Here is a 16,394-nt window from a genome sequence, read left to right as displayed (position 1 = left end):
AAATGGTGCTTGATTAAACCGTCCGTCAAACCCGGGGTAGCTCAACCTGACCCCGTCCATTGTCTCCGTCCTCGAAAAACATCCGCGCACGCCGGTTGCCGCGCTGGGTGACGTGATACGGAATGCCGGGCAGGATGAGGCGGGGAAGACGTGGCATGCCCGGACCCTTGCAAATCATGTATCTAGTAAATTGGCACGGCAATTTACCGAAAATTGCCACAAGAAACGGCGACCCAAGGTCGCCGTTCAATATAGGAGGGTGCTGTTAAGCAGACGTTCTACGCCGTTTCGCGATGCCGAGACCGATAAGCCCGATCCCAAGAAGCGTTAGCGCGCCTGGCTCGGGAACGCTGAGATCACCATTATTTTGAAAATTCACGGCATTCAACAACATTTGCGTATTATTGGTTCCTAAGTTATCGGCCCAATCATAGCCAATAATTAGGGTGTTACCTAAACCTGACGCGCCACCAATGATTGCTGCAATGTTGCCGGGGCGCGTCGCCAATATATCGACATCTGCCCCGATACCCGCAAAGGTCCGAAAGAATTCCGTGCCTCCTGATTCCGAGTATGGGTTGGGCAATCCAGTTCCGAGGCCGGCGACTAAGCCTTCAGCGTTAAAGGTCACGGGCGTTGAGGTTCCAATAAAGCCACCACCTGAATCTGTTGCATTCAGAAGGTTCTCGGTGTTTAGCGCCCAAGCCGATGCGTCCCATTCGGTAACGAGCAGGCCGCCACCGCGTACGAAATCACCTAGCGCACTCGTACCAACTGTCCTCTCCAGTATATATACGTCTAGTCCCGCATAATCGATCGCACTATTCGATACGCTGCCAAACACGCTAACTGTATGTCCGCCTGTCGTTAATAAGTTTGAAATTCCTGTAGCCCGCGGCCCACTCACACCAATAACTAAAGCCGAGGCGGAGTTCAAATAGCTAAAACTAGCCAACGTTAAACAGGCGACGACGAATAACGTCTTCCAGCGCCGACTGGTTTCGAGAACTCGGCGCTGGTCGTTCCTTAAAGAAGTTGGGTGATTCATTCGCTCCTCCCGTCGAAAAACTTTACAAAACACCCCTGAAAAGGGTCCTCGAGGAGGAATAAAGCAATTTCCATGCCGTGAATGGGTTTACTATAAGCCTCTGATTTTTATAAATTCATTAATTATCCCTGCGCAGGCCCTTGAATTTGGGCGTAAAACTGTCGGGATTCTTTACAAATTATGCCGAGGCTTAGCCGCTATTCTCGAAAAAGGGCTGCGCACGCCGGATGCCGCGCTGGGTGACGTGATGCAGAATGCCGGTGGAATTACGTTGCCAGTTTACCAAACACACGAATTTTGAAACCGAATCGTCGGCGATAGGGCGGTGAAGGTTGCGCGCGAACCCATCATCCCGCCATCAACGCCGGCAGGGCCGCCTTGGCCATCGCCAGCAGGTTCATGTCGCCGCCACGGCGGCCGACGAACTGCACGCCGATCGGCAGGCCCTTCGGGCCGGTATAGACCGGCAGGGTGACCGCCGGGACATGGGTCCAGCTTGCCAGGATGTTGAAACAGGGGTCGCCGGTGAAGGACAGGCCCTCCGGCGCCTCGTCCGGGGCGCTGGGGGTCAGCAGCACGTCGTAATCCGCCATCGCATCGGCCAGCCAGGCGCGGCAGGCGGCGATGGTGGCCTGGGCGCGCTGGTATTCGGCGAGGGTTATCTTCAGGCCCGGCTCGAGGATGGTTTTCAGCAGTTCGTCGCTGATCTTGTCCGCGTGATGGGTGCGTTCCCAGGTCAGGGTGCGCGGGAATTCGAAGCCGGTGACGGTCTTTCCCGCTTCCGCGAACCCGGCGAAGGGGCCCTCCAGCGGGAAATCCGTGACCCGCGCCCCGGCCTTTGACAGCACCGAGGCGGCATGTTCGATCCGTTCCTGCGTCGCGGCGCTGGCGCGGTCCCACATCATGGTGCGGCAGAACCCGACCCGCAGCCCCTGAAGCGATCCCCCGGCAATCGGCTCGTGCGGCAGAGCCAGCACCCCGGCGCGGAACAGGGCGATATCGTCGAGATCGCGGGCATAAAGGCCGACCGTATCGAAGCTGCGGGTATTCTCCTTCACCCCAAAGGCGGGGATCAGCCCGTGTGTGGGCTTCCAGCCGAAGCAGCCGCAGAAGGCCGCGGGCCGGATCACCGACCCCCCGGTCTGCGTGCCGAAGGCGAGCGGCACCATCCTGTCGGTCACCGCCGCGCCCGAACCGCTGGACGATCCGCCGGGCGTATGCGCCGGGTTGTGCGGGTTGGTCGTCCTGCCCGGATGGCGGCTGGCGAATTCGGTGGAGACCGTCTTGCCCATCAGCACCCCGCCGGATTCGCGGCTGAGCGCGACGCAGGGCGCATCCGCCGCCGGACGGTTGCCTTCATATATGGGCGAGCCGTAGCCGGTCGGCAGGTCCGCCGTGTCGATGATGTCCTTCGCGCCGAAGGGGATGCCGTGAATCGGCCCGCGCCTTGGGCCTTTGTCCAGCGCCCGCGCCTGTTTCAGCGCGAAGTCACGGTCGAAGGCCTTCCAGGCGCCGACAACATCCTCGCGCGCGTCTATCCGCTCGATACAGCTGGCGACCAGCGCTTCCGAGGTGAGCGTACCCGCCTCGATCCGTTTCGCGGCTTCCGTCGCGGTCAGTGAATTCGGTGTTTCCATCGGTTGACAGCCCCTTCCCAAAAAAGGTCAATAGCACCTGTAATTGTTCCCCTTTACATCATGGTCGCGACCCGCCGGGTTGACCAGCCATGAATATCCAAACGAACGGAAACCGACCATGCCGTATACCGCCGCCTCGTCCGCCCTGACCGGATATACCGTCCTCGACCTGACCCGCGTCCGCTCCGGCCCGACCTGCGTGCGCCAGCTGGCGGACTGGGGCGCCGATGTCATCAAGATCGAAATGCCCGAGGCGCTGGAAGGCGGCGAGGGACTGGGCGGCCGCCGGCACGGGCCGGATTTCCAGAACCTGCACCGCAACAAGCGCAGCGTGACCCTGAACCTGAAGGACCCGGACGGGCTGGCCGTGTTCATGAAACTGGTCGAGAAGGCGGATGTGGTGGTGGAGAACTACCGCCCGGACGTCAAGAACCGGCTCGGCATCGATTACGAATCCCTGAAGAAGGTCAATCCGCGGATCATCCTGGGCAGCATTTCCGGCTTCGGCCAGGACGGCCCCTATCTGAAGCGCCCCGGCTTCGACCAGATCGCCCAGGGCATGGGCGGGCTGATGTCGATCACCGGCAATCCGGGCGAGGGGCCGATGCGCGTCGGCATCCCCATCGCGGATCTTTGCGCCGGGCTGCTGTGTTCGCAGGGCATCATGATCGCGCTGCTGGAGCGCGAAAAATCGGGCGCGGGGCAGTGGGTCGACACCTCGCTGCTGGCGGCGCAGATCTTCATGCTGGATTTCCAGGCGGCGCGCTGGCTGATGGATCACGAGGTGCCGCGGCAGGCCGGCAACAACCACCCGACCAGCATCCCGACCGGCGTGTTCAGGACGTCTGACGGGCATATCAATATCGCCGTCGCCGGGCAGGTCATCTGGGAACGCTTCTGCGCCACGATGGGCGAACCGGATCTCAATGCGATGCCGGACTATTCGACCGGCGCGTTGCGGTCGCAGAACCGCGATGCGCTGAACGCGGCGATCAACGACCGCACGCGCCACAAGACCGGCGCCGAGTGGATCGACATCTTCAACGAGGCCGGCGTGCCGGCCGGTGAGATCAATTCCATCGACCAGGTCTTCGCCGACCCGCAGGTCAGGCATCTGGGCATGGCGGAAAGCGTCACGTCGCCCGCCATCGGCGGCGATATCGAACTGGTGTCGCAGGCGATCAGGATGAGCCGCACGCCAAGCAGGATCGCTGTCGCGCCGCCGGAGCGCGGCGAACATTCCGACGAGGTTTACGCCGGCCTCGGCTACAGCGCGGCGGAGATCGCCGACCTGCGCAGCCGTAACGTCATCTGAAAAAACGCGGGCAACCCATTCAATCGACAAAGGAAACCGGAACCATGCTCACCGAGAAAATGATTTCCGAAAAGCGCGGCCCCGTCGGCTTCATGACCTTCAACAACCCGCAGCGCCTGAACGCGGTGTCGATGGATATGTGGGAAGGGGTGGTCGAAATCCTGGAGGATTTCCGCAACGACAACGCAATCCGCGTCGTCGTCCTGAAGGGCGCGGGCAGCAAGGCCTTCGTGTCCGGCGCCGATATCTCGCAATTCGAGAACGAGCGCGCGTCGCAGGAAGCGATCGAAAAATACGCGGTTGCCGTGGACAAGGCCTATGACGGCATCCATTCCTTCCCGAAACCGACCATCGCCATGATCAACGGCTACTGCATCGGCGGCGGGCTGGGCATCGCGGTGTCCTGCGACCTGCGGATCTGCGCCGATAACGCCAGGTTCGCCGTGCCGGCGGCGAAGCTGGGACTGGGTTACGGCTATGCCCATATCCGCAAGCTGAGCAATATCGTCGGCCCGTCCTTCACCAAGGAAATCTTCTTCACCGCGCGCCAGTTCAACGCCACGGAAGCCCGGGAGATGGGGCTGGTGAACCGGGTCGTGCCGGTTTCCATGCTGCAGGCCTATGTCGACGATTACGCCAGGACAATCGGCGGCAACGCGCCGCTGACGGTGGCGCAGGTCAAGTTCACGGTGGGCGAGATCGTCAAGGATCCGGCGGATCGCGATATCGGGAAATGCGCCGCCATGGTCAAGGCGTGCTTCGACAGCGCCGATTACGCCGAGGGCCGCAAGGCCTTCATGGAAAAGCGGAAACCCGTCTTTACGGCGCGATAACGGCGCAACGAAAACCCTCGCAGGAATAATACGGCAATGGCCGCTTCCTGCGGTCCCGCCGGCCCGTCAAATTCTCGGCGGGCCGTGTGCGACGCCGTGCGTCAGCCGGCGCCGGACAGGCTGACGGCCTTCAGCCCCTTCGCATCGTTGACTTCCTCGTAGCTGATTCGCTGGCCTTCAACCAGAGGGGGCATCCCCGCGCGCTCGACTTCGGTGATATGCACGAAGGCGTCTTTCCCGCCGGTGTCGGGGGTGATGAAGCCAAAACCTTTGGTCGGATTGAACCACTTTACTGTCCCGGTAGCCATGTACTCGTCTTCCTTTCGATATCAATCCGGCGGATTTCCTGCACTTCTTGCCGGATCGAGGGCACTGCATCGCATTGTCGAGAGGGCGACCGGTTCCCCTTGTCCGTTCCCGGACAGGAGCCTTCCCGATAGCCGCCATTCGCGCGTTCGATGCACGGTAAATATTCTATGCCGCTTCAATTTGGGGGGGCAAGTACTTTTCCAAGGTTTTGTCAATAGAGTTATTCGTCGCAGGCAACCATTGGCCGCGACCGGTGAAGCATTATAACAAGAAGCCGTGACAAGGCAGTTTCAACGGAAAATCAGCACAGGAGCCGTCATGGGCAGGATCGTCGCCGGGGCGCTTTCCCGGACAAGGGAAAGGAATAAATAGCGGATAGGAAGTCGACACGGTAAATGCTAGTTTTGTAGCTGCCAGTATTGCCGAACATGGAGCATCGGACAGAAGGTATTATAGCGCAGGGTGCGCTACTTGAAGCAAAAGATCCGGTCGATTCCGACGGCATTGCCAAATTCCACGCGAGCGAATTCGATGACCCAATTGAAACGAAGTCAATGCCAGACCAGAACAAACAGCTAAGTCCAACGAAAACCTCCACCGCTATCCGACTTGTCGGAACAATAGCCATATTCGCGACGATTCTGGTCGGCTACGTCACAATGGAAATAGCGTATAGATGGTATATCCAGGGCAAGCTGGAATCCGACCTCGTTGATCACCTGCTCAAATCCCTTCCGCCGACATCCGGTGCAGGTGCTACATATGTATTTGATTCCGAAATCGGATATCGGTATGTGCCAAATTCGCGCATCCATTACCCTCCGCCATTCGATACTGACGTGCGGATCAATAAGTGGGGCCACGTCGGCAAGGAGGATTACCCAAAGATAAAACCGGAATCCGAATTTCGCGTCGCTTTCATTGGCGATTCGTATACGGCGCTTGTCAGCGCCAATACAACCTGGGTTGAACTGGTTGAACCGCTTCTCAACAGTTCTTCTGCCTGGAAGCGCTATACGGGCGAGAAAAATACCAGAACGCTGAATTTCGGGTTCGATGGTATTGGCGCCGTGCAGTTTGCCGCTATTGCCCGGCATGAAGTGCCAGAATTTCAGCCTGACCTCGTAATAGTAAACTTCATTTCAAACGACCTGTACCGAAAATTCCGCATGGCAGGCCTGCCCAACTGGACCGACGGACACACCCGAACCGGGTTCATAAGGGAGCATGTCAGAAAGCATTATATAGCCGCAGTCGACTGGTACGCGGTTTATCCCGAACTCGTTGCAAGGCTGATCGATACCGTATATCCGATAACGTCGAGGATTCCCCGAACGCTGTCCGACCTGGAGTTCCTCGCCCCGGGAAAAAGCTTTCAATCCCGGGACGAAGCCGTTGCCGCCAGCGTCACGGCATTTGAAAGCATCCGTCAGCAATATCCTGAAACCGTGTTTCTTCACAATCCGCGGTATGACGAACTGGCGGGAGCGCCGCCGGAAAGTATCGCCGGGATCATGGAGAATTTCACGTCGCATCTGCCGACGGCCATCCGACCGGTGCGGATGGAGAAATACCTTGAGCAATATATTCAGGACCAGAACCTGGAAGCCATGTATCATTTGCCATTTGATCAGCACCCCAACGACCTGGGGGCATACTACTATGCTTTGGCCGTGGCCACTTATCTCACTGGACCGTTTATCGGCAACGACGCGCCCGATTTCGACATTGACTCGATAGGGCCTGTACCAGTCTATTCCCCGCCGCCTAACGCTCCGAAAGGCCCGCCGATAAATTTACCTCTTGCCACCCTGCCTGAAAATCCAGAAGCCTCTGCGTCCATCGGCTACCGGCTGGTCCCCTATGGCCGCGGTGGAAACAACCTGCATCAAGGAACAATTATCTCTTTCGCGAACCTGTTACCGGTAACCCTGCGCGACAGGATCAAGCGCGCCAGTGTGGGATTTCTGGCCCAATTAACGGACAATTCGATAAATGAGGCGCAAACGCCGGAACAGGCCCTGTCGAAAATCAGCAAGGTCATACCTGCGCTTGAACTCATTCTGGATGAACCGGGCCAACGGCATTTCGTGGTGCTCGATGAAATGACCGCGGTCCACGACCTCTGGACCACACTGGAACGCTGCCGAATATCAATCGTCGACAAAGATGGCACGGTGCTTGAGCAGACGATGGCCGCCCGGGAACTTCCTGAACTTACAGGCCGAAAATTACTTCAACTTGTATCTTCGCTGAAAACTTCCGAGTCGAAAAGCCTGCAACCGTCGCAGTACCTCCTCTTGCCTCCCTGCGCTGAGATAGATCCTCGTAAAATCAATCCGCCCGTCACAGCGGTACGGATTTTCTCCAGGCCGTTATTCGACGAAATCCTTGTTTATCAGCGTTAGCAGGCTGCTTGAATTTTTGTCCGGTTGTCGCGCAACAACGGAATCAGGAGCGATGCCATTATCGCGCGATACGCGCGTAACGGGTGGTGAACATGACAACATTATCGCTCCGATTAACGCGCGCGTATCGCATCGGCCCACATGTCGGCGGCCCGGTCCTGGCCGGGGCCGTCGAAATGGCAGCCGTCATGGCGCTGATCCACCCCGATCGCATCCGTATCCGGACCAGGAAGGATATCGGCGTTTTCCGCCGCCAGTTCCTGAAGGGCGCGGCGAATGTTTTCGGCGTTGCGTTTGGCCAGTGCGCCGCAATAAGTGGATACCGCGACATAGACCGGCGCGGAGAATCCCTGCGCACGGATGGAGGCGAGCATTTCGAGAAACCCGCTCTTGTATTCCGAGACGCTCATATCGGTGCGGCCGGCTTCGGCCTCGCCCTGCTGCCACAGGAAACCGGCAACCTTTGCCTCGGCGCGGTTTAGTCGCTGCAGCGCCAGCGACAGGCGATGATGCTGCTTTCCGCCCGGCATCCATTCGCTGAGGAACGTCCCGCCGACCGCAATGGGCGCCACAACGACGCGACGGTACGCGCCCGAATCGATCAGCAGGTCCCCAAGACGAGACCAGACGCTACCCATCAGATTGCTGGCGCCCAGCAACGGGTCTTTTGCCGCGTAGCAGCCGGAATCGAGAAAGTTGAAATTAATGACATCGCGCTGCGATTCGTATTTTTGAATTCCGGTGTTGGCCGCCTGGGATTGCCCGAATGCAAGGAACACGCCCGTATCCGGCCCCGCGAAGGCGTCACGGCAGGATACCTTGTTGCGCCCCGCGGGCGAAGGATCCGAATGCGGTTGCACCAGATTCAGAGTCCTGGCGAAGGCGACAGTCCCGTCATCGTCGGGGAAAGGCGTGTCCGTTGTTGCTAGGTCGCGTTCCACCACAATCAACACGGGATAAAGCGCCATTTTCTGGCGGCCGCCTTTGCCGTCGCCATTCAGAAATATATTGCCAGGGCGGCCCGGACCGGCATGAACCCTCAGACTCTCTGTTGATTTTACATTCTCCAGGTCAAAAGACTTGATCAGGTGGGTCGTTTTGCCTGCGAGCAAACGCGCTGTTGCCAGACCGGCGGGAACGGATCCATCGCCACGAAACAATCCGATACGCAGTTCGTTGTCCGTGTGGGAAAGTGCGTTCATTGCGACTCGGACACGCAGGTTTCCGGATCGCGTCGCGCCCTGCATATCAAAGCCCAATACCTTCAATCCCTGGCCCGTGTCGAGCGCGGATAACGCCGCTGCCATCACCGAATCCGTTTCCGCCGGCCCGGAAAACTGCTGCTGCCACGTTCCGCCAATCAGCGTTGGCGCGGGCAGTATCGCCGCGTCGACGATAGCGGGACCAGATGGGTTACCGGTTCCTGCGGCTGCATCCGGTGTTTCCGTAATGGTAAGGCCAGGCAGGCGGGGAACGGTCTGCTTTCCCGTCGCATCACCGTTTATATAGATGGTGCCCGGGCGCGATGGCCCGACGCGGACATCTAAGGTCATTGGTCCCCGCGTGATAAAGGAGACACGAACGCTGGTTTCGAGAAACCCTCGCTCACCGGCCCGCAGGGCAATCCGTGCCAGTTTCAGTGGTTGAGCGCGTCCGGTCTGGAAGATGGCGACAACCAGCCCGTTATCGGTCTGGGCATAGGCATTCGCCTGCACCGATATCTCTATAGTGCCGGCGTTGTTTGCCGGAACGAAACTGTAGCCGAGAATGCTGGCGCCATCGGAGACCCGAGCCAGGGATTCGGTTTCGGGAATGACGGCGGATGTCTGGCCGTATGCGTCATACGTCGCCTGGAAATGGACGGTCGGTTTGCGAGTGGCCGGAGATGGAGTCTGCGCAGTTGCTGTGACCGGGGCGGGGTCGGCTGGAGGCGGCGCCACCGGAATCTGTTGCCGGGCGACCGTCGCATCGAAAATATGCAGCAGGTTGCGGCCCGTAAGTTCCAGTACATGATTGCCGGCATAGGCGGCAAGGACGGTTGCAAAGGCAATCGCCGCGATCAGGAGTTTCGCGGCGAAATTGAAGGCAAGCGAAAACAAAAGCCCGATGGCAATCACCCCGCCCGCGGCGAAGGCAAGGAGCCAGGGATCGAATGTCACGTTTGCCGCCCGATAAATGGCCCACATGGCCCCTGTCACACCGCAAAGCGACAGGAGGATCAGGATATTGGCGATAAGGCGACTATGTTTCCACATGGCGAACTGGAATACTGTAATACGCGGTTAATGCGAAGCATATAAAAGTAACCGCCGGTGCCGGGCGGTGGCCATCGCACACGGCAGTCTCCATCGCATCCCCACGCCAGCGCGTCCCTGGTTGCTTTTTTTTGTTCCATACGGTGTCGGGGCATGCGGCGCGGAACGTCCCGGAGCGTCGCGCCGCGCGCGGGTTTTTGCTGGAAAATCGTGCCGGATAGCGCCATATCCTTACCCTTGCGGAGGCCGACATCCCGCAATCGCTTTCAGGATGAATTGTTCAGGACCCGTGCCATTATCTATACCATGCACCGCGCCGGACTGACCCGGTATTGCCTCGTGGCCGTTTTCATGGCCGCGCTGTGGGGCGTCGCCCCGGCGGCCGGGCAGGAAAAACACTATACCGTGACGCTCAGCGGGATCGACGACAAGGCGCTGGCGGACGCCGTGCGCGATGTATCGCAGCTGGAGGAAAACAAGGATCCGTCCGCGCCGTCGCTGCGGGCGCTGCGGTTGCGCGCCGATGCCGCGCTGGAGCGGATCGACACGCTGCTGCGGTCGCGGGGCTATTATGGCGCGACGGTCACCTACGATGTCCTGCGGCCGGGTGCGGAGGAAAGCGTGATCGCGTTGCAGGTCGATACGGGGCCGCCCTACATGCTGGCCGCCTACGATATCGTGTCCACGACCCCCGGCGAACCTCGCGCGCCGATTGACATGCCCTATGAAACCCTTGGCATCGATCCCGGCGCTCCCGTCCGGGCGGACCAGATCATCGCCGCGGATTCCCGGCTGCTGGCGTCGCTGGCGCGCCAGAGCTACCCGCTGGCGCGTATCCTGGAACGGAGGACCGTGGTCGACCATGCCGCGCGCGCGGTCCGGATCACCGTAACGCTGGACATGGGGCCCTTTGCCCGCTTCGGCGCCACATCCCTGGAAGGGCTTTCCGCGGTCGAGCCCACCGTGCTGCAACGGGCGCGGGCATGGCAGCAGGGCGCGCCGTTCGATGCGGGGGATATCGAGACGACGCGGGCCAGGCTGCGCGAATCCGGCCTGTTTTCCAGCGTGCTGATCACCCATGCCGACGCCGTTGACGCCAATGGCGAGTTACCGGTGACGATCACGGTCGAGGAGCGCAAACACCGTTCGATCGGGCTTGGCGGGTCGTTCTCGACGACGGAGGGGCTGCTGGCCAAGGCGTTCTGGACACACCGGAACCTGTTCGGCGAAGGCGAGCGCCTGCGGCTCGATGCGGAGTTCGGGGAAATCCGGCAGGGGCTGTTCGCGAATTACCGCATCCCTGATTTCATCGTCAACAACCAGGATGCGGTCTTCGATGCGCGTTTCGCGCAGGAGGAACCGGACGGGTTCACCAGCGTGGAAACCGTGGTGGTCGGCCGGCTGGAACGGCGGTTCGCCACATTCTATTCAGGTTCGGCCGGCGTCGGGCTGGAACATTCCCGGGTCGATGAAACCGGGAAGGAGGAGGATTTTTCGTTCCTGATCCTGCCGCTGTCCCTGCGGTACGATACCTCGGACGATGTGCTGGATCCGGGCAAGGGGCAGCGGGCGACGCTTTCCTTCACCCCCAATATCGGCATCCTCGACACCGAAACGGCGTTTTACACGACCCGGCTGTACGATGCGGTCTACCTGCCGCTGGCGGAGGAAAAGAAACTGATCCTCGCCGGCTGGCTGCGGCTGGGCACCATCATCGGCGAGGAAACCCGCGACATACCCGCCAACAGGCGGCTCTATGGCGGCGGACCGGGATCCGTGCGCGGCTATTCGCTGAACAGTATCGGGCCGCTCGATTCGCAGAACGATCCCATCGGCGGCCGCTCGCTGACCGAGTTCGGCGCCGAAATCCGCTGGCGCGCCTTCGAATCGGTGGGGCTGGTCGCCTTCGTGGAAGCCGGCGGCGTGTATGACGGGTCCGTTCCCGATTTCGGCGAGGACCTGCAATGGGGCGGCGGGGTCGGCGCGCGCTACCTGACCGCAATCGGCCCGATACGCCTGGATATCGCCATGCCATTGAACGGCCGCAATGGTGTCGATGATTCGTTCCAGATACTGATCAGCCTGGGACAGGCGTTCTGAACATGAATAAGGTCGTTATCCTGCGCCGCGCGGCGATGGCCGCCGCCGGACTTGTGGCCACCGTTCTGGTTGCGCTGGGCGGCATCTTTGCTGTTGCGCAAACGGATTTCGGGCGTGGCCTGATCGCGCGCCAGATCGAATCTGCCGCATCGGACGAGACCATGACCGTCCGGGTCACAGGGCTGGAGGGCAATGTGTTCGGCACGTTCGGCGTGGACGGGATCGCGGTGGAGAACACGGCCGGCGGCGCCCTGGCGATCGCCGGCCTGCAGGCGACGTGGAATCCCCTCTCGCTGCTCCGCGGGGTGGTGGATATCGAGCGGGTGGAAATCCGGCGCATCGCCGATAGCGGCTTCTTCGACGGCGCGGAGACGGCGGAAGACGAGGCGGCGTCCGACGGTCCGCCCGCCATTCCGCTCGGCGTCCGGCTGGCGGCGCTGCGGGTCGGCGAAATCGATTTGGGCTCGGCGATGTTCGGCGAACCGATGCAGCTGGCCCTGAACGGCGCGCTCGAACTGGACAGTGATCTCGACGGCCTGGCCGTCGACCTGCACCTGGCGCGAACCGACGGCGCCACGGGTCTGGCGGATATCGACCTGGATTATCGCGCCCGCCCGGCCCGGTTCACCCTCCAGGCCCGGATCGACGAACCCGATGGCGGATTGATCGGGCGGCTTGCCGGCCTGCCGGAAAAGACGCCGCTGTCCATCGAACTGGGCGGCGAGGGCCCGCCGGAGAAATGGACAGGACAGCTCACCGCCGCCGCCGGGACGCTGGCCAGCGCCCGGGCCGATCTGGTTGTCGCCATCGCCGGTCCCGGCGCCACGGTATCGGTGACCGGCGTCTCGGAGTTTGCGGCGCTGCTGCCCGAACCACTGCGCGGCCTGGCCGGGCCGCAATTCGCGCTTCAGGCCGACCTGGCGTTCCGTCCGGGAGAGGACCTCACCCTCGGCAACCTGACAGCGGAAAACGGCCATATCTCGGTCGAGGGTAACGGCCGATACCGTTTCGACGGCGGGGCGATCGAGGCGCAGATCGGCGCCGGCATCCGGACTCCGTCGGGCGAGCCGCTCCGGTTAGAGGGTGTGACGGTGAAAACGGCGCAGGTCGACGCCACGGTGTCCGGCACCGTCGAGCGGCCGGCGCTGGCGGCGACTCTCGCCGTGCGGGAATTCGCCCATGAGGCTGTCAGGATTGCCACGATGGATGGCGATTTCGCCCTTGCGCTGCTTGGCGACGAAAGTTCCTCCGCCAGGGCCTCGCTGAACTTCGGCGGGCTGGATACGGGCGGGATCGTGCCGCCGGCGCTGCTCGGCGATTCCGTCGCGCTACAGGTCGACAGCCTGATCCTGGACAATGGCGGCATCCCCTTTCTGGGCGCGGTACTGACAACCGCAGGCGGCGCGACCGTTCAGGTCGACGCGGTGCGCGAACAGAACGGCGCGCTCGACGGCACCTATACGGTCGGGCTGCCGCAGATCGGCGAAATCGCCGCGGACTATGCGCTGGCAGTGAATGGCGCGCTCAACGCCGCCGGAACGTTTCACGTCGGTGCGGCGATGGAGCAGGCGCAGGCGAGCGCCGCCGGGACCCTGGGCGGGATCGCCTCGGGCGACGGCTGGGTGCCGGCCGTGCTGGGACAGTCCGTTTCCTTCGATACGGATATCGCCTGGCAGGACGATGCGGGGCTGACCGTGACCCGCGCGGATATCCAGACCGCGCTGGGGCGGCTCTCCGCCACCGGCCGGATAAGCGCCGCGTTCGACACGATGTCCGTGGCCTATTCGGCGGCGGTCGACGATATCGCGCGACTGTCGCCGCTCGCGGGCGTGCCGCTGGCCGGGAACATCCGGATCGAGGGCACGGCGCAGGGGGCGGTCGCGGCGCCGGACATTGAAGCGCGCGCCGATATCGCCGGTCTGAGCGTCGATGGCGAACCCGTCGGCGCCATCGCCGCGACACTCGATGCCGCGATCCGCGATGCGGCGGCGACGGCGGGCATCCGGCTCACGGGCCAGGTCCGCAACCGCAGGCTCGACGGCAATATTGCGCTCACGGCGGCAGGGGACGATGTCACGGTCAGCCGAGTCGATATCACGCTGGGCCGCAACGCCGTCACCGGCAATGCCCGCATCGGGCTGGCCGGATTGCAGGTGAATGGCGCGCTGTCCGCGCGGCTGAACGACCTGTCGGACCTGCCGCTGGAAATGCTGGCGCCGGGCCTCGTCGGGGCCGCCAATGCGGAAATCGCCCTGCGGGCGGGCCGCACCCAGAGTATAGATCTGGCGGTGACGGGCGCCGGTATCGGGATTTCCGCCGACGATTCGGAACCGCTGCTGGCACGGGAAATAAAGCTCGCGCTGCACATCAGCGATGCCTTCGGGACGCCGGGTTTCGACGGTACGCTGGGCGCCGTGGACGTCCGCGCCGGCGGCGGTGTGCTGTCGCGCGCGGATATCGCCCTGGACGGTACGCTGGCCGATCTCGGCTGGACCGCGTCCGCGTCGGGGGAATTTGGCGTTCCGGTTTCCTTCGCCGCTGCCGGCGACACGGCGGCGGTCGGTGACGCCGTGACGACGGATGTGCAGCGGCTTGACGGCACGGTGGGCGAATACCCCTTCGCGCTGCGTGCGCCCGCGCGGGTGGCGTGGCAGCCGGATGCCCTGTCCGCGGGGCCGCTGACGCTTGCATTCGGCCCCGGGCAGATCGATCTCACGTTGGCGCTGCAGCCGCAATCCGTTGAAGCCAGCGGCAGGATCGGGGGACTGCCGGTCGCCATTGCAGCGCTGTTCATCCCGCAACTGGACCTCGATGGCTCGATTTCGGGAACCATGACGGCCAGCGGCAGCCGGCGCCAGCCGGTCCTGTCCGTGAACCTGACCGCCGACGGATTGCGGCCCCGGGACATCCCCCAGGCTGCTTTCGCCGGACTGACCATTGCCGTCGATGTGCGGCAGGGCGATGACGGCCTGCGGGCCGGGCTGGAACTGACCGGTCCGGAGGAAACGCGCGTATCGGCCGAACTGCAGACCACGGCCCTGCTCTCGCTGGAGCCGCCGGGGTTTGGCGGGGCGGCGGGGCAGAACCTGTCCGGCCGTATCGAGGCGTCCGGCAGCCTGACGACGGTCGAACGCATTGTCCCGCTCGGCGGAGACCGGCTGGAGGGGGCCGTATCGGCCCGGGCGAACATTGCCGGCACGCTGGCCCGTCCCGAGTTGCAGGGCGATCTGAGACTGTCAGGGGGCGCCTATGAAGGTGTTTCAACCGGCGTCGTCGTCCAGGATATCGAAGGGCATATCGAATTTACCGGCAGCGAGGCCCGGATCGTCACGTTCCGCGCATCGGACGGCCGGGAGGGCCAGTTGACGGGGTCTGGCGCGGTCGCCATTGCCGGGGCGGAGAATACGGAAGGGACGCTGGAACTGGATCTGGACCGGTTTACGGTCCTGCACCGGGCGGAGGCCGAAATCGTCACGTCGGGCACGATCGGCCTGTCGGGATCGCTTGCCGCGCCGACCCTGGGCGGCAGCCTGACCGTCGACAGCGCGGAAATCCGTATTCCCGACCGCCTTCCGGAGAATGTCGCGGAACTGGATGTCATCGAAGTCAACCTGCCGGAAGGCGAGGGCGCGACACCGGCCGCGCCTGCCGATCCGGACCCGTCCGAGCCATTTTCCGTGGCGCTCGACCTGTCCATAGCATTTCCCGGCCGCAGTTTCGTTCGCGGGCGCGGGCTGGAATCGGAGTGGGAGGGCAGGCTTCATGTCGGCGGCACAAGCGCCGATCCGGAGGTTTCCGGGAACCTCAATATCGTGCGGGGGACCTTCGCCTTTGCCGGCAAGACCTTCGTCGTGCAATCCGGCACGGTTTCCCTTGGCGATGGGCAATCACTGGAGCCGGAAATCAACGTGGTCGCGGAAGCAACGCTCCCGGATCTGCTTGCGCGGGTGCGGCTGGAAGGCAAGGCGTCGGAACCGACCATCACCGTTTCCTCGGAACCGCCCCTGCCGCAGGAGGAAGTCCTGGCGCGGATCCTGTTCGGCCAGTCGACCGGCCAGCTGTCCGCCGTACAGGCGCTGCAGCTGGCCCAGACGGCGGCGAGTCTGTCCGGCGGACGCGGTGCGAACGTGGTGGACAGGGTCCGTAAGGCGCTCGGCGTGGATGTTCTGAGCATCGAGACGGGCGGCGAAGACGGGGGCGGTGCGACGCTGAAGGCCGGAAAGTATATTAACGACAAAGTTTACCTGTCGGTATCGCAGGGAACCGAACCGGGGTCGCAGCAGGTCGGCGTGGAAGTGGAAGTGCTGCCGAACGTTTCCGTCGATATCGGTGTCGGCGGGTCGGAAAGCGGCAATGTCGGGCTGAACTGGAAGTACGATTACTAGATCAGATCATGGTTGGCTGTCGGTTACGGATGTTATTTGACAAATAATGCCGCGGATAGATTCATTCTGATCTAGAATTCAGTCGCCGCGCCGTGTCGCGGGCA

At 62.3% G+C, this 16,394-nt stretch carries 9 protein-coding genes; 5 read left to right on the top strand and 4 right to left on the bottom strand.

Features of this window, described 5'->3' with window-relative positions; genetic code table 11:
• Positions 1–265: 265 nt before the first annotated feature.
• Together WD767_11110 and WD767_11105 are read right to left on the bottom strand one after the other, a co-directional pair.
• Complete coding sequence (locus tag WD767_11110) at positions 266–1,048, bottom strand: PEP-CTERM sorting domain-containing protein (GenBank protein MEX2616636.1); 783 nt, start codon at positions 1,046–1,048, stop codon at positions 266–268.
• Between the two features lie 347 nt (positions 1,049–1,395).
• On the bottom strand, positions 1,396–2,685 hold the full coding sequence (locus WD767_11105) for an amidase (protein ID MEX2616635.1): 1,290 nt from the start codon (positions 2,683–2,685) through the stop codon (positions 1,396–1,398).
• 118 nt (positions 2,686–2,803) lie between these two features.
• Here WD767_11105 and WD767_11100 point away from each other — a divergent pair, with 118 nt between their 5' ends.
• Complete coding sequence (locus WD767_11100; protein ID MEX2616634.1) at positions 2,804–4,000, top strand: CoA transferase; 1,197 nt, start codon at positions 2,804–2,806, stop codon at positions 3,998–4,000.
• 44 nt (positions 4,001–4,044) lie between these two features.
• Entirely contained in the window at positions 4,045–4,833 is a 789-nt protein-coding gene (locus WD767_11095; protein ID MEX2616633.1) for an enoyl-CoA hydratase, read from the top strand.
• A gap of 101 nt (positions 4,834–4,934) precedes the next feature.
• On the opposite strand, the gene WD767_11090 is transcribed toward WD767_11095, so the two are convergent.
• Positions 4,935–5,141 (bottom strand): cold-shock protein, encoded by a 207-nt coding sequence (locus tag WD767_11090; GenBank protein ID MEX2616632.1) that lies wholly within the window; start codon positions 5,139–5,141, stop codon positions 4,935–4,937.
• Positions 5,142–5,570: 429 nt separating this feature from the next.
• Between WD767_11090 and WD767_11085 the strand changes: the two genes are divergently transcribed.
• The gene (locus WD767_11085; protein MEX2616631.1) at positions 5,571–7,550 is read left to right on the top strand and encodes an SGNH/GDSL hydrolase family protein; all 1,980 of its coding nucleotides are present in this window, start codon (positions 5,571–5,573) and stop codon (positions 7,548–7,550) included.
• 113 nt (positions 7,551–7,663) lie between these two features.
• Here the strand turns inward: WD767_11085 and WD767_11080 are convergent, their stop codons facing one another.
• On the bottom strand, positions 7,664–9,805 hold the full coding sequence (locus tag WD767_11080; protein ID MEX2616630.1) for a sialate O-acetylesterase: 2,142 nt from the start codon (positions 9,803–9,805) through the stop codon (positions 7,664–7,666).
• Between the two features lie 276 nt (positions 9,806–10,081).
• On the opposite strand from WD767_11080, the gene WD767_11075 reads away from it, so the two are divergent.
• Together WD767_11075 and WD767_11070 are read left to right on the top strand one after the other, a co-directional pair.
• Complete coding sequence (locus WD767_11075; protein ID MEX2616629.1) at positions 10,082–11,905, top strand: autotransporter assembly complex family protein; 1,824 nt, start codon at positions 10,082–10,084, stop codon at positions 11,903–11,905.
• Positions 11,906–11,907: 2 nt separating this feature from the next.
• Positions 11,908–16,290, top strand: coding sequence for a translocation/assembly module TamB domain-containing protein (locus WD767_11070; protein ID MEX2616628.1), 4,383 nt, complete (start codon positions 11,908–11,910; stop codon positions 16,288–16,290).
• Positions 16,291–16,394: the final 104 nt, after the last annotated feature.

The sequence above is a fragment of the Alphaproteobacteria bacterium genome, assembly GCA_040905865.1.
Taxonomy (GTDB): Bacteria; Pseudomonadota; Alphaproteobacteria; order UBA8366.
This window is presented reverse-complemented; position numbering and strand designations above follow the sequence as displayed.